Origin of the sequence: Paraflavitalea speifideaquila, assembly GCF_032395985.1 — a bacterium.
GTDB lineage: Bacteria > Bacteroidota > Bacteroidia > Chitinophagales > Chitinophagaceae > Paraflavitalea > Paraflavitalea speifideaquila.
In genome coordinates, this window is the sequence record NZ_CP135920.1 from 2,255,575 (window position 1) to 2,275,121 (window position 19,547).

At 45.4% G+C, this 19,547-nt stretch carries 25 protein-coding genes and 2 pseudogenes; 14 read left to right on the plus strand and 13 right to left on the minus strand.

Features of this window, described 5'->3' with window-relative positions:
• Positions 1-3 precede the first annotated feature (3 nt).
• The 4 genes from rpoA (at position 4) to aroQ (ending at position 3,284) form a co-directional block, all read left to right on the plus strand.
• On the plus strand, positions 4-732 hold the full coding sequence (gene rpoA / locus RS881_RS15585) for a DNA-directed RNA polymerase subunit alpha (RefSeq protein WP_315821916.1): 729 nt from the start codon (positions 4-6) through the stop codon (positions 730-732).
• A 193-nt stretch (positions 733-925) separates the two neighbouring features.
• Complete coding sequence (gene rplQ, locus RS881_RS15590; protein WP_350340128.1) at positions 926-1,411, plus strand: 50S ribosomal protein L17; 486 nt, start codon at positions 926-928, stop codon at positions 1,409-1,411.
• A gap of 219 nt (positions 1,412-1,630) precedes the next feature.
• Complete coding sequence (carA, locus tag RS881_RS15595; RefSeq protein ID WP_315821917.1) at positions 1,631-2,737, plus strand: glutamine-hydrolyzing carbamoyl-phosphate synthase small subunit; 1,107 nt, start codon at positions 1,631-1,633, stop codon at positions 2,735-2,737.
• Between the two features lie 124 nt (positions 2,738-2,861).
• Positions 2,862-3,284, plus strand: coding sequence for a type II 3-dehydroquinate dehydratase (aroQ, locus tag RS881_RS15600; RefSeq protein WP_315821918.1), 423 nt, complete (start codon positions 2,862-2,864; stop codon positions 3,282-3,284).
• Here aroQ and RS881_RS15605 read toward each other — a convergent pair.
• The 8 genes from RS881_RS15605 to RS881_RS15640 form a co-directional block, all read right to left on the minus strand.
• Positions 3,238-3,537, minus strand: a complete 300-nt coding sequence (locus tag RS881_RS15605) for a hypothetical protein (RefSeq protein WP_315821919.1) — start codon at positions 3,535-3,537, stop codon at positions 3,238-3,240. The genes aroQ and RS881_RS15605 overlap by 47 nt on opposite strands.
• 26 nt (positions 3,538-3,563) lie before the next feature.
• Positions 3,564-4,187 carry a peptidylprolyl isomerase gene (locus RS881_RS15610; protein ID WP_315821920.1) on the minus strand — a complete coding sequence of 208 codons (624 nt, stop codon included), beginning with the start codon at positions 4,185-4,187 and terminating at the stop codon, positions 3,564-3,566.
• Between the two features lie 5 nt (positions 4,188-4,192).
• On the minus strand, positions 4,193-4,630 hold the full coding sequence (locus RS881_RS15615; RefSeq protein ID WP_315821921.1) for a phosphohexomutase domain-containing protein: 438 nt from the start codon (positions 4,628-4,630) through the stop codon (positions 4,193-4,195).
• A complete protein-coding gene (locus RS881_RS15620; RefSeq protein WP_315821922.1) occupies positions 4,627-4,983 on the minus strand; it encodes a phosphohexomutase domain-containing protein in 357 nt (118 codons plus the stop codon). Before RS881_RS15620 ends, RS881_RS15615 begins: the two co-directional genes overlap by 4 nt.
• Positions 4,967-5,566 carry a phosphohexomutase domain-containing protein gene (locus tag RS881_RS15625; RefSeq protein ID WP_315821923.1) on the minus strand — a complete coding sequence of 200 codons (600 nt, stop codon included), beginning with the start codon at positions 5,564-5,566 and terminating at the stop codon, positions 4,967-4,969. The genes RS881_RS15620 and RS881_RS15625 overlap by 17 nt, the downstream gene beginning before the upstream one ends.
• A gap of 231 nt (positions 5,567-5,797) precedes the next feature.
• A complete protein-coding gene (locus RS881_RS15630) occupies positions 5,798-5,923 on the minus strand; it encodes a hypothetical protein (RefSeq protein WP_315821924.1) in 126 nt (41 codons plus the stop codon).
• A complete protein-coding gene (locus tag RS881_RS15635; protein WP_315821925.1) occupies positions 5,920-7,203 on the minus strand; it encodes an LTA synthase family protein in 1,284 nt (427 codons plus the stop codon). The genes RS881_RS15630 and RS881_RS15635 overlap by 4 nt, the downstream gene beginning before the upstream one ends.
• Before the next feature lie 64 nt (positions 7,204-7,267).
• Positions 7,268-7,807 carry an LTA synthase family protein gene (locus tag RS881_RS15640; RefSeq protein ID WP_315821926.1) on the minus strand — a complete coding sequence of 180 codons (540 nt, stop codon included), beginning with the start codon at positions 7,805-7,807 and terminating at the stop codon, positions 7,268-7,270.
• Between the two features lie 242 nt (positions 7,808-8,049).
• Between RS881_RS15640 and RS881_RS59490 the strand changes: the two are divergent.
• From RS881_RS59490 to RS881_RS15665, 5 genes and pseudogenes are all read left to right on the plus strand, one after another.
• Positions 8,050-8,474: pseudogene (locus RS881_RS59490) on the plus strand (phosphatase PAP2 family protein).
• 17 nt (positions 8,475-8,491) lie between these two features.
• Positions 8,492-9,352 carry a hemolysin family protein gene (locus tag RS881_RS15650; RefSeq protein WP_315821928.1) on the plus strand — a complete coding sequence of 287 codons (861 nt, stop codon included), beginning with the start codon at positions 8,492-8,494 and terminating at the stop codon, positions 9,350-9,352.
• Entirely contained in the window at positions 9,349-9,789 is a 441-nt protein-coding gene (locus tag RS881_RS15655; protein WP_315821929.1) for a transporter associated domain-containing protein, read from the plus strand. The genes RS881_RS15650 and RS881_RS15655 overlap by 4 nt, the downstream gene beginning before the upstream one ends.
• Before the next feature lie 264 nt (positions 9,790-10,053).
• Positions 10,054-10,257: a hypothetical protein gene (locus RS881_RS15660; RefSeq protein ID WP_315821930.1), complete on the plus strand. Its 204-nt coding sequence runs from the start codon at positions 10,054-10,056 to the stop codon at positions 10,255-10,257.
• An 86-nt stretch (positions 10,258-10,343) separates the two neighbouring features.
• On the plus strand, positions 10,344-10,931 hold the full coding sequence (locus RS881_RS15665) for a carboxylesterase family protein (protein ID WP_315821931.1): 588 nt from the start codon (positions 10,344-10,346) through the stop codon (positions 10,929-10,931).
• A gap of 227 nt (positions 10,932-11,158) precedes the next feature.
• Here the strand turns inward: RS881_RS15665 and RS881_RS15670 are convergent, their stop codons facing one another.
• Entirely contained in the window at positions 11,159-11,662 is a 504-nt protein-coding gene (locus RS881_RS15670) for a DUF6702 family protein (protein ID WP_315821932.1), read from the minus strand.
• Positions 11,663-11,830: 168 nt separating this feature from the next.
• Between RS881_RS15670 and RS881_RS15675 the strand changes: the two genes are divergently transcribed.
• Genes RS881_RS15675 through RS881_RS15690 form a run of 4 tightly spaced genes read left to right on the plus strand, consistent with a single transcriptional unit; the run spans position 11,831 to position 14,718 of the window.
• On the plus strand, positions 11,831-12,379 hold the full coding sequence (locus RS881_RS15675) for a HupE/UreJ family protein (RefSeq protein WP_315821933.1): 549 nt from the start codon (positions 11,831-11,833) through the stop codon (positions 12,377-12,379).
• The gene (locus RS881_RS15680) at positions 12,330-13,355 is read left to right on the plus strand and encodes a gluzincin family metallopeptidase (protein ID WP_315821934.1); all 1,026 of its coding nucleotides are present in this window, start codon (positions 12,330-12,332) and stop codon (positions 13,353-13,355) included. The genes RS881_RS15675 and RS881_RS15680 overlap by 50 nt, the downstream gene beginning before the upstream one ends.
• Positions 13,340-14,320 (plus strand): M1 family aminopeptidase, encoded by a 981-nt coding sequence (locus tag RS881_RS15685; protein ID WP_315821935.1) that lies wholly within the window; start codon positions 13,340-13,342, stop codon positions 14,318-14,320. The genes RS881_RS15680 and RS881_RS15685 overlap by 16 nt, the downstream gene beginning before the upstream one ends.
• A complete protein-coding gene (locus tag RS881_RS15690; RefSeq protein ID WP_315821936.1) occupies positions 14,281-14,718 on the plus strand; it encodes a hypothetical protein in 438 nt (145 codons plus the stop codon). The genes RS881_RS15685 and RS881_RS15690 overlap by 40 nt, the downstream gene beginning before the upstream one ends.
• A gap of 306 nt (positions 14,719-15,024) precedes the next feature.
• On the opposite strand, the gene RS881_RS15695 is transcribed toward RS881_RS15690, so the two are convergent.
• The 4 genes from RS881_RS15695 to RS881_RS15710 form a co-directional block, all read right to left on the minus strand.
• Positions 15,025-15,216, minus strand: coding sequence for a type II toxin-antitoxin system antitoxin (locus tag RS881_RS15695; protein ID WP_315821937.1), 192 nt, complete (start codon positions 15,214-15,216; stop codon positions 15,025-15,027).
• A 26-nt stretch (positions 15,217-15,242) separates the two neighbouring features.
• Positions 15,243-15,731, minus strand: a complete 489-nt coding sequence (locus tag RS881_RS15700; RefSeq protein ID WP_315821938.1) for a hypothetical protein — start codon at positions 15,729-15,731, stop codon at positions 15,243-15,245.
• 41 nt (positions 15,732-15,772) lie between these two features.
• Positions 15,773-16,636, minus strand: coding sequence for an SPFH domain-containing protein (locus RS881_RS15705; RefSeq protein ID WP_315821939.1), 864 nt, complete (start codon positions 16,634-16,636; stop codon positions 15,773-15,775).
• Positions 16,637-16,953: 317 nt separating this feature from the next.
• Entirely contained in the window at positions 16,954-17,577 is a 624-nt protein-coding gene (locus tag RS881_RS15710; protein ID WP_315821940.1) for a toxin-antitoxin system YwqK family antitoxin, read from the minus strand.
• Between the two features lie 647 nt (positions 17,578-18,224).
• Between RS881_RS15710 and RS881_RS15715 the strand changes: the two are divergent.
• A pseudogene (locus tag RS881_RS15715) lies at positions 18,225-19,285 on the plus strand (cysteine desulfurase family protein).
• The last annotated feature ends 262 nt before the right edge of the window (positions 19,286-19,547 follow it).

Genomic DNA, 19,547 nt, shown 5'->3' on the forward strand with positions numbered 1-19,547 from the left:
AAAGTGGATCATGAAGTAGGTGCAGAGAAGATTACCCTGAGTATTAAGAACAAAGCTGAATTTACAGCCGGTATGATCGGTGAAGCTACCCAAAGCTTCGACATCATGAACCCCGATCTGCTGATCTGTACTTTAGATACTTCTGCCAAGTTGGACATTGAACTGTCTGTTTCCAAAGGTCGTGGTTACGTACCTGCTGAAGACAACAAAGTAAAAGATGCTCCATTTGGTTATATCCCTACGGATGCCATCTTCACGCCTATCAAGAACGTAAAATACGCTATTGAGAACACGCGTGTGGAACAACGTACGGACTATGAAAAACTGATCATGGATGTAAATACCGATGGCACCATTCACCCTGAAGAAGCGGTGAAACAAGCCAGCCGGATCCTGATCCAGCACCTGATGATCATCACCGACGAAAACATCACTTTCGACAACAAAGAAGATAAGAAAGAAGATGTGGTAGATGAGCAAATGTTGCAACTGCGTAAGATACTGAAAACACCACTGGAAGACCTCGATCTGTCAGTACGTGCGTTCAACTGTCTGAAAGCTGCTAAGATCAACTCCCTCAGCGAACTGGTACAATACGAGCAGGAAGACCTGATGAAGTTCCGCAACTTCGGTCAGAAGTCACTGGCTGAAATTGAGCAAGTGTTGGCTGAAAGAGGTTTGCATTTTGGTATGGACCTGAGCAAGCTGGGATTGGATAAAGAAGAGCTCTAGTAATTTGAAGATTAGATAATTTGAGAATTTGAATATGGAGTTCTCCGGAGATCAGATTCCAAATATCTACCTTATAAATGTTTTAACGGGTAATAGGGAAGTTTGCTTAGAGCATTCTCAAATTTTCAAATTACCACATTATCAAATTAGACTGTAATTCCTGACACGGTACAGTCGGTAAAACTTAAAAGTCATGCGTCACGGAGACAAGATCAACAACCTGGGCAGGACATCGTCACACAGAAGGGCGTTGTTGAGCAACTTAGCTTGCGAGCTGATTGCCCACAAGAGAATCGTTACTACCCTCGCCAAGGCCAAAGCGTTGCGTACGTACATTGAGCCCCTGATCACCAAGGGTAAAGAAAATACTACACACCAACGTCGTGTAGTGTTCAGCTACCTGCAGGATAAAGAGGCTATCACTGAACTGTTCAGCACCATTGCTGAGAAGATCGGTGGCCGTCCCGGTGGTTATACCCGCGTTATTAAGCTGGGCATCCGGAAGGGTGATAATGCTGAAATGGGGTTAATCGAACTGGTAGACTTTAACGAGATCTACGGTAAGGGCAAAACAGAGGCGAAAGAGCCGGCTAAGAAAACACGTCGCGGCAGAACCACTAAGAAAGCGGGTGATGCTAAAGCGGAAGATTCCAAGCCAGAAGACAAAGCCGCTGAATAAGCATGATTTGAATTCTTTTAATACCGAAGCCCCGCATTTGAACTGCGGGGCTTTTTTTGGGTATCAGGGAGAGCGCCAGGCCAGCCAGGTGTGTTGATCTCTGTATTGGCTACCAGCTCATGGATTGCTGCTCCCTAACCCATTGAGGTATAACCTGTGAACAATTTTAACTTCAAATACATTTAATAATTCTTTTCTTTGCAAAATTTTTCGATACACATGCCCACATCACAAAAACCTGCTGTTCTGTTATTGGCGGATGGTACCGTTCACTTTGGTAAAGCCTTTGGAAAGATTGGTACTACGGCCGGAGAAATTTGTTTTAATACCGGTATGACCGGATACCAGGAAGTGTTCACCGATCCGAGCTATTATGGCCAGATCATTATCATGAACAACGTGCATGTTGGAAACTATGGCACCAAGGATACGGATGTAGAATCCAACAGTGTAAAGATCCGTGGCCTGATAGGCCGTAACCTCGAAGAACAATATTCGCGCAAGCAGGCCAATGCCTCCCTGGAGAAATACCTGCAAGACAATAACATCGTTTGTATTGAAGAGATCGACACCCGCGCCCTGGTAACGCATGTGCGTGAAAAAGGCGCCATGAACTGTATCATCTCTTCTGAGATCCTCGATGTAGAAGAGCTGAAGAAAGAACTGGCCAAGGTGCCCAGCATGGATGGCCTTGAACTGGCCAGCTTTGTAAGCACTGAAAAGCCTTATACCATGGGTGACGAAGCCACCGCTGAGGTTAAAGTAGCAGTAATGGACTATGGTACCAAACGCAATATCCTGCAGTGTATGGTAGACAGAGGCGCTTTTGTAAAAGTGTTTCCTGCCAAAACTACCATAGCCGAGTTAAAGCAATTCAATCCCGATGGTTATTTCATCTCCAATGGCCCTGGCGATCCGGCTGCCATGGACTATGCAGTAGCTACCGTAAAAGAGATACTGAAAGAAAGCAAACCTACCTTTGGCATTTGCCTGGGCCACCAGTTGCTGGCATTGGCCAATGATATAGACACCTACAAGCTGCACCATGGTCACCGCGGTTTGAACCATCCCGTGAAGAACCTGATCACCGGTAAATGTGAGATCACCACCCAAAACCATGGTTTTGGTGTTGATCCCGAATCAGTGAAGAAAGCAACCCATGTGGAAGTTACGCACGTGAACCTCAATGATGAATCTATTGAAGGTATCCGTTTGAAGAATAAACTGGCTTTCTCTGTACAGTATCACCCCGAAGCTACACCGGGCCCACACGATAGCCGTTACCTGTTTGATGATTTCATCAACCTGGTCAAGGAGCATAAATAATAAAAGGCAGCCCTTCTTAGCAGGGCTGTGCTGAAATAATAACAAAGGGTGGGGCGCCTTCCAACGGCGGTTCACCCTTTATTCATTCCTATAAATGCTGTATTTTTAGCTGCTAATTTATTATATGAAGATCGCTATCATCAATGGACCTAATCTGAACCTGCTGGGTAAGCGGGAAACAGATATTTACGGCAATATGTCTTTCGATAAATACATGGAAACCCTCCAACTGCAATATCCGCAGGTGAGTCTTCATTATTATCAAAGCAATGTAGAAGGTGAATTGGTGAATGAGATCCAGCGGGTGGGATTTGATTACGATGGTATCATCCTTAATCCAGCTGCCTATACCCATACTTCGGTAGCGATTGGCGATGCCATTGCTGCTATTAAAGCACCGGTGGTGGAAGTACATATCTCCAATGTACATGCCCGGGAAGATTTTCGCAAACTATCCCATGTATCCGGTAAGTCGGCAGGCAGTATTTTCGGCCTGGGCCTTAAAGGATATGAACTAGCCTTACAATATTTATTGAGCAGGAAATAGGGGCAGGGAGGCTGGCGTTACTTCTTTTTTGGGAGCTGTCCATGCTTTTGTAGGTATCCTTCAGTACCTGCTTCAGGGAGTCCCGTTTCTTTTCCAGTTGCTGATTCTCTTTCTTGAACTCCAGGAGTATACTATCGTTCTTTCTCCTGGTTTCTTCTTCCTTTATTAATTTCAGCTTTTCCCTGGGTTCGGGAAAGGCATTGCAAGCGGCCAGGGCAATGGCGAGGGTGAGCACAGTACAAAGCTTTTTCATACAGGTATTTTAAGTTGGTTGGCGGGTCAGAGGAATACACGCATCAGGAGGGCATACCCATGGTCTTCTTTGGCATCTTCCACCTTACGGATAATATGTACACCATTGGCCGTCCATATCTTGAAAATATCTCCCTTTTTGCGATGGGCCAACTCCTTTTCTATCTGCGGTAAAAGGTAGCCCACGGCTATCCAGCCCAGATCGCCCCTGGTAGCTCCTTCACCACCCATGGAATAGGTCCGGGCCATATCTTCAAAACTAGCGGTACCCTGCTTAATGCGTATCATGATATTGTCAGAAAGCGAATCGGCAAAACGTTTGGAAAAAACAGCCGTATCCAGGAATATCTGTGCTGGATGGTTGAAGGTAGCAGGCGCCTTGGCCAGGACCTGTACCAGCGTTTTACCATTGTGGTAAGGACCATATACCTTCCGTACTTTCCCATGGTAGGCCAGGCTATCGGGTAGCCCGATAAATTGCATCGTACTGCGGATAACAATGGTATCAATCACAAACCTTTTCTTCAATACCTCCTTTACATACAAGGGACTGTTGGGCGATTTTTCGAGCTCAGCCTTTATTTGTGCTACCGTTTTCTTTTGTGCAAAGGCGGCCGGTAGGCCGGTAAAGAAGAGTAATAATATGATCAACGGTTTCACAGCGACTCCTTAATATCCTGCATCAGGCGCAGGGCTATATTATTGGCGGTGGTTTCAAAATTACTTTCCGCATAGATCCTGATGATGGGCTCTGTATTGGAGGTACGGAGGTGTACCCAATCGCTGTCGAATTCGATCTTCAGGCCATCTTCTGTATTAACAGGCTGGTTCTTGTACTTCTTTTGGATGCGCTCAAAGATGGCTTTTACATCAATGCCATTCTCGAGCTCGATCTTATTCTTGGAAATGAAATAGTCGGGATAACGGGCGCGGAATGATTTCATACCATTCTTATGGGTAGCCAGGGAGCTCAGGAATAAACCAATACCAATCAGCGCATCACGGCCATAGTGGAAATCGGGAACAATAATGCCGCCATTGCCTTCGCCGCCAATGACTGCTTTTACTTCCTTCATTTTGGTTACAACATTCACTTCACCAACAGCCGAGGGAAGTATTGGCCTCCGTGTTTCAGGGTTACTTCTTTCAGCGCCTTGGTGCTGCTCATATTGCTCACCGTATTGCCTGTTCTTTTGCTCAGTACATAATCGGCTACGGCTACCAGGGTATATTCTTCTCCAAACATGCTGCCATCTTCACATACAAAACAAAGGCGGTCAACATCCGGATCGACAGCAATACCGAAATCGGCCTTGTGTTTACGCACCGCATTGCTTAGTTCCGTCAGGTTCTCCGGCAGGGGCTCGGGGTTATGGGCAAATTTGCCGGTGAGCTCTCCATTCAACAGGATCACTTCTACGCCCATTGCTTTAAGCAGGGGGAACAAACAGGGCGCCGGTTGAATTGATCACATCTACAACGGCCTTGTATTTCTTTTTGCGAATATCTTCGGCATTGACCAATGGATAATTCAGAATGGCATCAATATGCTGCTGCAAACTGGTTTCATGCAGGGTATAGCTGCCCAGTTTATCCACACCGGCAAAGGTGAAGTCTTCTGTACGGGCTTTTTCCAATACAATGGCCCCATCAGCAGCACTGATGAATTCGCCTTGCTCATTCAATAATTTCAGCGCATTCCATTCTTTGGGATTGTGACTGGCGGTAATAATAATGCCCCCGGCTGCTTTTTCCCATACCACGGCCATTTCAACGGTAGGAGTGGTGGACAAGCCGACATCTACTACATCAATGCCCAATCCCATCAGGGTATTGACCACCAACTGTTGTACCATGGAGCCGCTGATACGTCCATCACGACCAATAACTACTTTACGAATGGAACTGTTTTCGAGTAGCCAACTGCCATAGGCGGCAGCAAACTTTACGACATCCAAAGGTGTTAGATTGTCTCCACTTTTACCGCCAATTGTTCCGCGAATACCTGATATGCTTTTAATCAATGCCACTTGCCAAGGGTTTTATCAGTTACAAAAATAGGGTGTTTGTTACTACGCAGAAATACCACTTATGGGTATTTTACAGGAAGTGCCAGACAAGCATCGAGCCGGGAAATTAAGGAAAGTCAAAGACATATAATGAATTTGTGGATAATGAGTTGCGGGCAATCGGTTGCTCACCTGCTAACAAGACAAAAAGTCCGGAAGTCAGTAAGTCCGAAAGCCGGTAAGAAATACAAATCATTTACTTACGGTCTTCTGTCTTTTCGACTTGCGGTCTTTTTTATTGTTCAGCAACAGGTATTTACCCGTTTCATGGATGGCTTCTGTGAGCTTGCGCATATCTGCGGTAACAGCTGTAGTCACTGAATCTTTGCCGGGAATGGTATTGTTGACAATGGAGAATAATTCATCCTTGCCACTTTTGGGTTGATGCCGGAAAAATAATCACCTTTTACGATGCCCGACATATTGTTATCCGGATCGAAGATAAAGGCAAAGGGATGTGTGGTTGAATCCAGCAGGTCTTTGCCCAGGGTAGTATTGGTATAAGATATATTGGCCAGGCTGGCAAGGGTAGGTAATACATCTACCTGTGAGCAGATCATATCCGTACGCCTTGGTTTTACCAGTGCAGGACTATACATTAGCAAGGGCACGTGCATGGAAGTAAGGCGTTGTTCGGTCCAGGCTTGTGGAAACATAGTACCGGCATTACCCGGTATACCGTGATCGCCAATAAATACGAATATGGTATTGTTGAAATACTTTTCAGCGCGGGCTGCTTCAATGAATTTGCGGTAGCTGAAATCGGTATACCGGAAGGCATTGAGTTCGTCCACATTTTCAAAACCAAACCTCCTGATCGAATCAAGCGATACATTCACCTTCTTGAATTCCTGCTGGTCTTCCTTCGGAATGGTATAGGGTCGATGATTATCGGCTGTTTGTATTACCGCAAAGAAAGGTTTGTTTTGTTGGGCCAGTATCTTATTCGATTCAAGGAATAGATTTTTATCGCTAATGCCCCATACATCAACAGTGGGCGATTTAAAATCTTCTCCTTCATATAATTTTAATCCCGTGATATTGTTGGTAAGCAGGCCGCGTATATTGGCCCAGCTGGCACTGCCTCCCAGGAAATACAGTTTTTCATAACCGGCAAAATCATTGATGATGCTATGCTGGTCTACTGCACCCGGATTACGGCTGGCAGTTTTAGGTACTTCTACATCCGGAATACCTGTGACGGTAGCCCATACACCACGGGCCGTACCATAGGTAGGGGTAAAGCAACGCTCAAAAAACAATCCACCTTTGCTCATGCTATCAAAGAAGGGGGTTGTGTTTAATGGATTGCCCCACATAGAGCTTTTATAGGCGCTGAATGATTCACAGATCACCAGTACGATATTGGGTTGGGTGGTAAGACCACCGGGATGTGGACTTACTTTCCTTTCATAGTTCAATACCGAATCACTGGCGGGCAGGTTATAATATTGGGCTATTACAGGATACAATGCTTTCACCTTTTTCTCGTCATACTTGTTGCGGAACTTCAGGGTATTGAAAAACGATTCAAAGGGATTGAGGGCCAGGTTGGCTTTATAATCATTTCCCAAGGCAAAGGCATCACTCCAGCGCAAAGGATATTGATTGAAGCGTCCGAAGAGAAAAAGCCCAGCACCAGGAAGGCTACAATAAAACTGATCACCCGGTTTCTTTTTGTAACAGGCCCGGGGCGGTTTTTACCCGGCGGTAGGCGCGCCTGATAAACCACATGATCAGCCAGGTACCAACAACCAGGGCCAGTATTAAGCGTATGACGGGGTAAGATTGCCACACCATATTGAGTGAAATGCCGGCATCTTCCAGGTAATTGAGTACACTGGCATTGAGCCTTTGTACCAAATAGGCATAATGGGCAAAGTCGACTACAAACAGGAAAAGGAATAGGAAAACCACGATGTATAATAAAATGGTCCAGAACCGCCTGCCTCCTTTGCTCGTAAAAGGGTGAAGCCAGGGAAGGCTGCCTATAATGAGCATGAGCATCAATAGGAGCGATACAGTGCGCAGATCGTACCGCAATCCAAGCCAAAAGGTGCCACCCAGTTCACCCAGCGAATTGCCCTGTTTATTGAAGAACAGGTAAAGTCCGAGTCGCATCAGAGTAAACAGGATCAACAGGATCAATCCAGTCCATAACATCCAGCGTATCAGGGTGGGCAGCTTTATAATTCGCTTCATTACAATGAAATAAGGCGCTAAAATTAAGGGAATCCTTGCTTTTCTTTATTTTTGTTACTATGATATTTGATCCTGCCACCAACCTGTTAACATTCTGGCAACAAATACAACCCTACGATACCTGGCTGCTTACCCATATTAACCAGGATTGGAGCAGTTCTTTCCTGGATACGGTGCTGCCTTTTATGCGGGAAACCATTTTCTGGATACCACTATATATTTTTCTTATCCTGTTGGTGACCATGAACTTTGGTAAACAGGGTTTGTGGTGGATATTGGGCATCATTCTTACTGCGGCATTGGCCGATATTATCAGCAGCCAGTTGATTAAGCAAACAGTAATGCGGGTTCGCCCTTGCCAGGAGCCTTCGGTGGCGCAGCAGATCCGCTTTTTTATCAATTACTGTCCCAAAAGTTCCAGTTTTACCTCTTCCCATGCCTGTAGCCATTTTGCCCAGGCCATGTTCTTTTTCCTTACCCTGCGTAGCTTCATTGGCCGGTGGGCTGGTTTGTTCTTTTATGGGCTTTTGTGATTGCTTATACACAGGTATATGTTGGCGTACACTATCCGTTCGACGTGTTTTGTGGCGCTTTGATTGGATGCGGTATCGGTTTGGCAACCGGTAAATTATTTAATAACAAGATCGGAATACTTAGATTAGCTTAGTTAAATTAATAGCCCTCATGGCAGAGATTTTTATTATACTTGGATTAATACTACTGAATGGATTATTTTCAATGGCTGAAATTGCACTGGTCTCCTCCCGGAAAGCCAGGCTGGAATCACAGGCTAATAAGGGTGATAAAAGGGCCCAGGAAGCATTAAAACTGGCCAACCATCCCGATCATTTCCTTTCAACCGTTCAAATAGGCATTACCCTCATCGGCATCCTGACGGGTGTTTATTCGGGCGAACAATTAAAGACCGACCTGGTTGATTATATCAACACCTTTGAATCGCTCAAAGCATACAGCAATGGTATTGCTACTACCGTACTTGTTATCCTGATCACTTACTTTTCATTGGTACTGGGGGAGCTGGTGCCCAAGCGTATTGGCTTATCAAGGCCCGAAAGCATTGCCAAACTGGTAGCTGGTCCCATGCGTATTGTAAGCCTGATCACCTATCCTTTTATCTGGCTCCTCACCAAATCCACTCAGGTAATTGTAAGCCTCCTGAGGATCAAAGCCAAGGATACCCAAGTAACAGAGGAAGAGATCAAGGCCATCATCAGCGAAGGTACCGAACAGGGCACCATTGAAGAGGCCGAGCAAGAGATCATTGAACGCATCTTTCACCTGGGCGATCGCAATATCACCTCCCTGATGACGCACCGAAGCGATATCATCTGGTTTGATGTAACCGACAATGAACAATCCATCAAGGATAAGATCGTTACCGAACCCCATTCGGTATATCCTATTTGCGAGGATGACCTGGACAATATCAAAGGCATGGTATCCTTAAAGGATATGTACGTGACCAATGATCTTACTTTGTTCAAACAGATCATGAAACCGGCTCTTTTGTTCCGGAAAATGTGACGGCCTATAATGTATTGGAGAAATTCAAAGCTACCCGCAACCACGCCTGCTTCATCGTAGATGAATATGGGAGTGTACAAGGCATGATCACCCTCAATGATATCCTGGAAGCCATTGTAGGCGGTATGCCTGAGATCAATGAAGTGGACTATGAGATTGTAGAAAGACAGGATGGTTCTTACCTGGTTGATGCCCAGATACCTTTTTATGATTTCCTTTCCCGTTTTGCCAAAACAGAATACATGCATGAAGGCGAGCAGGAGTTTGATACCCTTGCCGGATTTATTTTGCATAAACTTGAACGGATACCGCATACGGGCGATACCCTCGATTGGGAAGGCTTCCGCTTTGAGATCATCGATATGGATGCCCAGCGCATAGACAAGGTACTCGTCAACATCTCCGATGCTATTAAGGAAGAAATGGAAGAAGATTAAGAAAGAGCGTGGGTTGCCTGCTCAATGGCAACTCACCATCTGTACTGTCTATTCCATTGACTATTATCAGTGTTTACAGTCCTGAAACTCAAGACTGTGGCTAGTTTGCAACGTATTCGTCAATACGATTGCTGTGAACTTTCCTACCTATGCAGTAAAAATACGGTTTTAACATTTCGATCACTTCTACGCTTGACCCGTTGCTAAAATGGCACCATCTTTGACTTCATCCGATCCGTACGACAACCTATAAAGTCTAAACTTATGAAAACCGCGATCAAATATTTCTTCCTGATACTTGTGCCTGTACTGGCAACTACCTCTTGTAAAAAAGATACCAATGATGATACTACCCCAGGCGATACGCCCGGTGGTGGTAAACCACCTGTTGAAAATAAGTACAACAATATGCTGGAAGTGAAAGCGCCTGTTCAAAAGGTATTACAGTCAATGTCAATAACAATATAGGCGGCTTTCAGCAGGCATTACCGGCACTGTACGACAGTACGACCAAACGATATCCATTATTAATATTTATCCATGGTAAAGGCGAGTTGGGCGATGGTTCAACCCAATTGTACAATGCTGCCAATGTGGGCGTGCCCCGGCTGATCAAAGACAAAAAGTTTCCGCCCAATTTTACAGTCAATAGTAAGAACTATTCTTTTATCGTGATAGCGCCCCAGATCAAAACCTGGGACTATAAGACGGTAGCAAAAGACATCAACGATATGCTTACTTATGCTATTGCCAAGTACCGTGTTGACACTACAAGAATCTATGTCAGTGGGTTGAGTATGGGTGGAGGGTATACCTGGGAATTTGCAGGTGATTTTGCCAGGCGGGTAGCGGCCATCGTGCCTATTTGTGGTGCATCAGGGCCCAATGATACCAGGGCCAAAAACCTGGTCAATGCGAAGGTGGCGGTTTGGGCATTTCACAACAATGATGATGGGGTAGTGTTGCCCAGCAATTCTATTGGGTATGTAAATAAGATCAATGCGCTGAACCCGGTTATTCAAGCGAAACTTACCTTATGGCCTACCGGCGGGCATGATGCCTGGACAAAAGCTACCAATCCTACCTATAGGGAAAATAATATGAATATATATGAGTGGATGTTGCAATATAGCAAGAGCTAAATAAGTATCCCTGACCATTGTATCAATAAATGTGCAAATCAATTGACCTTGGAAAACGCAATGGCGCAGTGTGACGATATAGTTGTTAGGGCTCTGATAATGTATTTGAACGCTGCGCCTTCTTTTTGCCGGTCAGCCGGTTGCTTTAAAAGCTTTCTTCAACCCGTTGCCTCAATACCCTGGTGCCTTATAGTTTCGCCCCTTCGTTACCGCAGTACCTCGTTGCCTTAAAACTCAAACTTAGCTTCTTTGTCGGGGTAATTAAGCCTGGTGCTTTTGCGGGCGCCCCCAACGGTAACATGCATCAGGTTCAGCTGTTTATCATAGGTTTCGTACAAAATACTATTACTAATTTCCACCTTTTTGGGAACACTGGGCACAGCAGCCTGGAAGTAACTCCAAATGGCATCGTTTTCCCGTTCAAAGCCTACAAATTCCAGGGGAATATCCTTTCCATCCAGCTTTATCAGTAACCGTTTGCGCACATATTCCGATACCTGCCGGTCCGTTTCTGCTTTGTCTTTGGGATTAAACAAGTCTACCTTCTTATTATACAGTGCGGTAAGTGTTTTCTCAAAATCGTCGGTAAATATCTTACAGCTTATTTCCAGGTTTTTATCCGTGGCATTGTGGGTGATCTCCGTTACGCTTACATACAGCGGGTGCAGCCTGGAAGGGCTGGGGACTGGCCGGCTGGCCCGGAAAACAGACTTTGGCAGAGGATTAACCACTTAAAGAGGTGTAGCACCATTAACATCATAAATTTTTCTGTTACAAATCTCTTAATTATTTTGGTACCCGCTTGATACTATGCAAGATTTTACATTTTATTTTCAGCTCGGCATTGAACACATCCTCACCCTGGATGCAATGGACCATATTCTGTTTGTGACCGCTTTATGCCTCCGGTACCTGTGGCAGGATTGGAAAAAGTGGTCATCCTGGTCACAGCCTTCACCATTGGGCATTCCATTACCCTGGCATTGAGTGCACTGAACTATGTTCATTTTTCAACCGACTGGATCGAGTTCCTGATACCGCTTACCATTGCGGCCACTTGCATCAATAATATTACGCAGCCTGCCGTAACCCGGCAAAAGCGTTTGCCCTTGATCTATTTCTTTGCTTTGTTCTTTGGCCTCATCCATGGATTGGCTTTTGCAGGCCAGTTCCTGAGCCTGGAAGGTAAAGAGGGGCTGGTTTCGCACCTGCTGGCCTTTAACCTGGGCATTGAAGTTGCGCAATTGCTGGTGGTGGTGGTGATCCTGTTCTTGTCGTGGGTGGTGGTGCAGTTATTAAAATTACCAAGGATTGGCTGGCTACGGATTGCTTCGGCCATCATCCTGGTATTTTCATTGATTTGGGCATATCAACGATTTCCATATACTAAAAATACACATGATGAGAAAGTCTCTGCTCGTGGGAGTAGCCTTCGCAGGATTGTTTAGTGTAGCCAATGGCCAAAACATACAAAACAATCCCGGCTCTAACCACGGTAACAAATTTGAACAATTGGGCATTATGCTGCCAACGCCCAATGAGTATCGAACAGCCAGTGGCGCCCCCGGCCCCAAATACTGGCAGCAGCGGGCTGATTATGATATCAAATGTGAGCTGGATGAAGCCAACTTGAAACTTACCGGCAGTGAGGTGATCAGCTATTTCAATAACTCGCCCAACACATTGACCTATCTCTGGTTGCAGATGGATGAGAATGAGCACAGCACGGTCAACAATGCCAATTACCAGAACAGCAGGACCATGGGCACCCAGTTAAATACAGCTGCGATTGACCAGTTGGAAGAAAGCAGGGGCGACAATGGGTATGGATTCAACATCACTAAAATGGTGGATGTCCTGGCCAAGCCGCTGAAGTACACTGTTAACAAAACCATGATGCGGGTAGAGCTGCCTGCACCGCTGAAACCTGGACAGAAATTCGTATTCACCATTAACTGGAATTACAAAATTTCCGACCGCATGAAGATGGGCGGCCGGGGTGGTTATGAGTATTTTCCCGAAGATGGCAATCACCTCTTTACCATGGCCCAATGGTATCCGCGTCTTTGCGTATACAGTGATGCCGTGGGCTGGCAAAACCACCAGTTTACGGGTAGGGGAGAGTTTGCCCTCACGTTCGGTAATTTTAAAGTACAAATGACAGTACCGGCCGATCACGTAGTAGGTGGCACCGGCGAATGCCAAAACTACGCCCAGGTGTTGTCACCAGCACAATTGGGTCGTTGGACAAAAGCACAGGCTTCTAAAGAGCCGGTAGAAGTAGTTACCATTGATGAAGCCAGGAAAGCCGAAGGTCAAAAAGCAAGGCTACCAAGACCTGGATCTTCAAGGCCGATAATGTACGCGACTTTGCCTGGACAGCCAGCCGCAAATTTGTATGGGATGCCATGCCTACTTTTGTAGAAGGCAAAAAGGTAATGTGCATGAGCTTTTATGGAAAAGAGGCCTATGGCTTGTACCGTAAGTTCTCTACCAAAGCTGTTGCCCATACTATCCGCAGCTATTCCAAATTCACCATTCCTTATCCCTACCCGGTAGCCCAAAGTATAGAAGCTGCCAATGGTATGGAATATCCCATGATCTGCTTTAACTATGGCCGTACTGAAAAAGACGGTTCTTATACCGAAGCTACCAAGTATGGTATGCTGGGTGTAATTATCCATGAAGTAGGTCATAATTTCTTCCCTATGATCATCAATAGTGATGAGCGCCAGTGGAGCTGGATGGATGAAGGATTGAACTCATTTGTAGAATACCTTACCGAGGAATTGTATGATAACAAATTCCCTGTTCGTGGTAAAGGGCCAGCCTGGGCCATTGTAGACTATATGCGTCTTCCCAAGAATCAATTGGAGCCCATTATGTCTAATTCCGAGAACATTGTTGGTTTTGGCCCCAATGCCTATACCAAACCTGCTACCGGTTTGAACATGCTGCGCGAAACCATCATGGGCCGCGACCTGTTTGACTATGCTTTCAAAGAATATGCACGCCGCTGGGCTTTCAAACATCCCGAACCTGCCGATCTGTTCCGCACCATGGAAGACGCTTCGGGCGAAGACCTCGACTGGTTCTGGAGAGGATGGTTCTTTGGTACCGATGCCTGTGATATTGCCTTGGATACTGTTAAGTATTTCAAAGCAGATATTGCTTACAATCCTCCGCCAGCGAAAGAAGGCGCTACTTCTACCCGCAAGCTGGAAAAAGCAATGACAAATACATTCGATACCGATGTATCTAAGGAGCGCAACCGGAATGATAAAAGATCGAATTCCTGGTTGACCAGGATACTACCCTGCGTGATTTCTACTGGCGCTATTCCCGTGGTATGGAGCCTTATGATACCACCAGCTATAGCGTTCCGGTGAACAGCTTTATTGAAGGTGCTGATGATGCCGCCAAGCAAAAAGCAGCTGGTAAGCATTTCTATGAACTTACTTTCAGCAATAAAGGTGGCCTGGTAATGCCCATCATTGTAGAATGGACCTTCAAGGATGGCACCAAAGAAGTTGACCGCATCCCAGCACAGGTATGGCGCCTCAATGAGCAAAAGGTGACCAAGACCTTCATGAAGGATAAAGAAGTGGAATCCGTTAAGCTGGACCCCAATCGTGAAACTGCCGATATCAATGAAGGCAACAATACCTGGGGCTCTATTGCTGCACCTTCCAAATTCACGGTGTTTAAACAAAAGCAACAAACCCGTGGACAGTCTTCAGGCATCAACCCCATGCAGAAGTCAGAAGAGAAGAAAAAAGCATTCTAAGCCGAATTGATATTTTCTTATAATTAAGGCCCTCGCTAACAACGGGGGCTTTTTTATTAAATGATTTGGAGGGAGATAGGTGGGCAAAAAAATCGTCAGAACCAATGGCCCGACGATTGTATTAAGATCCTATGTGCTTACTGGCAGCCTTTGGCTAAAATACCTATGAATGCTACTACTACTGGTATCCAGAAAAATAGAAAACTTTTATTCATAGTGAGGGTTTTTAAGGTGTATATTAAGGATATGTAAAGATACGATATGCCAGGTCTTAAACAATACCGTTTATCCCGGTTCACGGTGTGTTCAGGGCCGTTTTTTGTCACCCATTGGTGGTTGATTATCAACCTTTTTCTTGCGTCCACTCTCTTTTAATGCCTGGTCAATGATCCATTCCAGTTGACCATTCACACTACGAAACTCATCTCCGGCCCATTTTTCCAGGGCCTTGAAGGTTTCTTCATCAATCCGTAGTACAAAGTTTTTCTTACTACTCACCTTGAGTGGATTTTAATAATTGCGTGTTATTTCGTTTGTACCAGCAATGGTTTGATCTGTTCCAATGTGTATTGCAGGGCCTTCAGTTTTTGGGTTCCTAAAAAAACGCGTTTCCCATCCACCAGCTCAAACAATATTCCGCGTTTACCATCGATATTGTGCACCTTCCCATAATCCTTGTTATTTGAATAGCCATATTTAAGGTAAGGGTATTTCTTTACCGTCATCATCGCTATTTGTTCCCAAGGCAGCATATTGTATTTTCGTAAGTAAGGCCGCCACCGAAAATATACACCTGCATCCGTAACAATGGTTTCCAATTTCGTAATATATAAGGCCACCATATTAATACCTGATATACTGGCTACGAGGGCTATGACGCCGATGGTTTCAAACAGGGAAACGTTTTTATCCTGGGACAGCAGTACCGATACCAAAACTACAGGTATCAGTGTACCACTAATAATTAACGCCCATAGCCAGGTTTGGCGGAACTGCTGTGCTTCCCTAAACAATATCTTGCCTGATGTTTTTTGAATTTTCACCTGGTAGGGAATTATTGGTACAAAGTACCGGTATTCAGGATGGGTTGGGCACCTTTTTCGCCACATAATACCACCATGAGGTTGCTCACCATGGCTGCTTTCTTCTCTTCATCCAGGGTTACAATCTGTTTTCTTGATAGTTGTTCCAGCGCCATTTCAACCATGCCTACAGCGCCCTCTACGATCTTGGTACGGGCGGCTACAATGGCTGTAGCCTGCTGGCGTTGTAACATGGCACCTGCTATCTCTGCAGCATAGGCCAGGTGACTGATACGTGCTTCTCTTACCAGGATTCCTGCAGGTGCCAGTCGGTCGTTCAATTCCTTTTCCAGCATCTCATTTACTTTATCACCTCCATCCCGCAGGGTGATCGAAGCTGTTTCATCTTCCATATGGTCATAAGCATACGTAGTGGCCAGGTGGCGAATGGCTGCCTCACTTTGCACCTTTACATAGTGATCATAGTTTTCTACTTCAAAGGCGGCCTTATAAGTATCACTTACCTGCCATACTATTACTGCTGCAATCTCAATGGGGTTACCCATCTTGTCATTTACTTTCAGCTTGGCGCTCTCCAGGTTCTCGGCCCGCAGAGAGATCTTTTGTTTCTTGAACAAGGGGTTTACAAACAGTAACCCATTCTCCTTTACGGTGCCTACATATTTACCAAAGAAGGTCAATACACGGGAGTGGTTAGGGCTGATCACGATAATGCCCAACGACAGGTAAAGGCTGACCAGGAATGACAACAAACCATACACGGCGAAAGAACTATTCTCCTTACTGGAAACAAAGAAGAAAATGGCCCCAATGAACAGCAATAAAGACAAGAACAAAGCCAGGAAGCCCGACATGGGTTTAATGATCTTTTGCATATAAGTAGTTTTAAGATGGTATCAATATGATATCAAATTTACATCATTTGCGCAGGATACCAAAGGGGAACCATACAAACGGAAAAGAATTCGGTACGAGTGGAAAAAGGCCAGGCTTGGGTTCAGCCACACCCCAATATTCCTCCTAAAGCCGGGAATGCCTGGGTAAATGGCTTCCTCTGGATACGTTATGTATGGCTGAAAAGTGGTATTTGAAAAAGCTGATGAGGGCTACAGGCATCGGTGAGGTGTTGTAAACAATTGGGTGAGAAGGCCCTGGGGAGGCGCTTAATTACCGGTACTACCGTCGCGGAATTTTACTTTCTTTTTGCCGGCATTCTTCTTTTCAAAGTCCAATACTTCTTTGGGCTTGGTGACTTCTTTTTGGCCGTGGAGGCCGGAGTAGTGGGCGCTTTATTTTTGTCCAGTTCGCCTAATGTATAGGACTCTGTGCGGGCCAGTTCCCCGGTTTCAGGATCGTAGTATTTCCAGGTGCCGTGACGCAGGGAAGCGCCCTCATTTTTAACGATCACTGTACGGTAAGTATCAAACTTGTCAGGGTCTTCAATCGTCAGCGTATCGTACTGTTTATCGGGATTAATAGCTTTCCATTTTTGTTCCAGTCTCAATTCTCCGTGTTTGTTATAATACCGGCAAACACTGTCTTTCAATCCCCATTTGTAAAATTCAACCCCTACCAGGTCACCCATCAGGCTAAATAGGCGCCACTCGCCATCCTTGCGGTTGTGTACATACCAGCCTTCTTCTTCATAACCAGGCTCACCCCGCATTGTTTCAAACCGGTTCACCCAGGGGCCCTGTTTACGACCGGTCACATCAACCCGGTTCAGGGTATCTCCATTGGCATTGATCTTATAATCCTTCCACTGCGAAAAAGCAGGCGCAGCAAAGAACAGTAATATGAAGGTTATCCAACGCATGAAGCAATTTTAACAACGTCTAAATACAAGAAATGCCGACAATAATAACGCCAAAGTTCCACCTTTCATTGCAAAGAAAATACTAAAGAAAGTCGGGAAAGTCGGGAAGTCTGAAAGTCTGGAAGACGGGAAAGTCTGGAAGTCGGAAAGTCGGGAAGTCGGGAAGACGGGAAAGTCTGAAAGTCTGAAAGTCTGGAAGTCGGGAAAGTCCGGAAGACCGCTGGTCTGGAAGGCGGAAAGGCTGAAGTTGGGAGGAGCGAAAGACCGGAAATTCGGAAGACGGGAAAGTCGGGAAGTCGGGAAGACGGGAAAGTCCGGGAGTCGGGAAAATCTGGAAGTCCGGACTTTCCGGCTCTTCTATATTACCTCCGGATTTTATCACTTAACCCATTGAATTACTGGACAATCGGATGGTTTTAGATATTTAATGATAAGGGCAGCTTATTGAATAATTTCTATCTGTGCGTATCGATCATTAAAAACCTGTTAGTGATTCCGATGTTTCCCTGACTAATTTGCAATACCCAATAGCGGGCGCAAACAATAAAAAATATTTCGGAATTTTGCGCCCCATGAGCCACACACCACGTATTTATTTCGACAATGCGGCTACCACCTCCCTGGACCCGCTCGTACTGGAAGCAATGATGCCCTACCTCACCGAAAAGTTTGGCAATCCGTCTTCCATCTATTCTTATGGTCGTGAAACAAGGCTGGCCATTGAAACTGCCCGTAAATCAGTAGCTAAAATATTGAATGCCCATCCGGCTGAAATATTCTTTACCTCAGGCGGCACAGAAAGCTCCAATACAGCCATTAATGCGGCGGTGCATGATCTTGGCTGCCGCCACATCATTAGCTCGCCTATTGAGCACCATGCCACCCTGCATACCGTAGAAAACCTCTACCACCGTGGCGAAGTAGCCCTGAGTTATGTAAAGCTACTGCCCAACGGGCATGTAGACCTGGAAGACCTGGAACAACTGCTGGCAGGCAGTGAGGAGAAATGCCTGGTAACCCTCATGCATGCCAATAATGAAGTAGGTAATATACTGGACATACATGCCGTAGGTGAAATATGCAAGCGTTATGGCGCCATCTTTCATTCCGATACTGTTCAAACCGTAGGGCATTTCCCCTTCGATTTGCGCAATACGCCCGTTCATTTTATTACCGGCGCCGGACATAAATTCCATGGCCCCAAAGGTGTAGGCATCTTATATGTGAACGAAAACGTGAAGATCAAACCGCATATTCATGGGGGCTCACAGGAACGCAATATGCGTGCCGGTACGGAAAACCTGTATGGCATTGTAGGTTTTGCCAAAGCATTGAAATGGCCACTGCTCAATATGAACAGGATAGTACCTATATAAAGGGGCTGAAGCTGTACATGATGGAGCAGGTGCAAAAGCAAATAAAGGGGGTAACCTTTAATGGCGATACACTGGGCAAAAGCCTGTACACGGTATTAAGCGTATCCTTTCCCAAGACAGAGAAATCGGAAATGATTCTGTTCAACCTCGATATCAATAATATTTGCGCCAGCGGTGGCAGCGCCTGCACCAGTGGTGCCGACCAGGGATCGCATGTAATACGTGCCATCAACAACAATCCCAACCAGATCACTGTTCGCTTTTCTTTCAGTAAACACAATACCAAGGAAGAAATTGACCAGGTAATTACCAAGCTGAAGGAGATCATTTAGTGAATAGCGGTTAGCGTGTGGTAACAAAATAGACTTTAATACTGCTCATATTAAGTACAAAGGGGCGCCATTGAAAAATGGGGCCACTTTGCTTTTACATACCCTCCGCTAACCTGTTAACTTTCCAACCTGCTTCTCTTTTCCTACCTTTCTGCAAAATCCATTAACTTACTCCTCAAATTCTTTTGCATGAAGTACGTGCTGTATAGATCAATTGTCATTGTCTGCCTTGCCACCGCTTTGCTTCCTGCCTGTAAGCTGA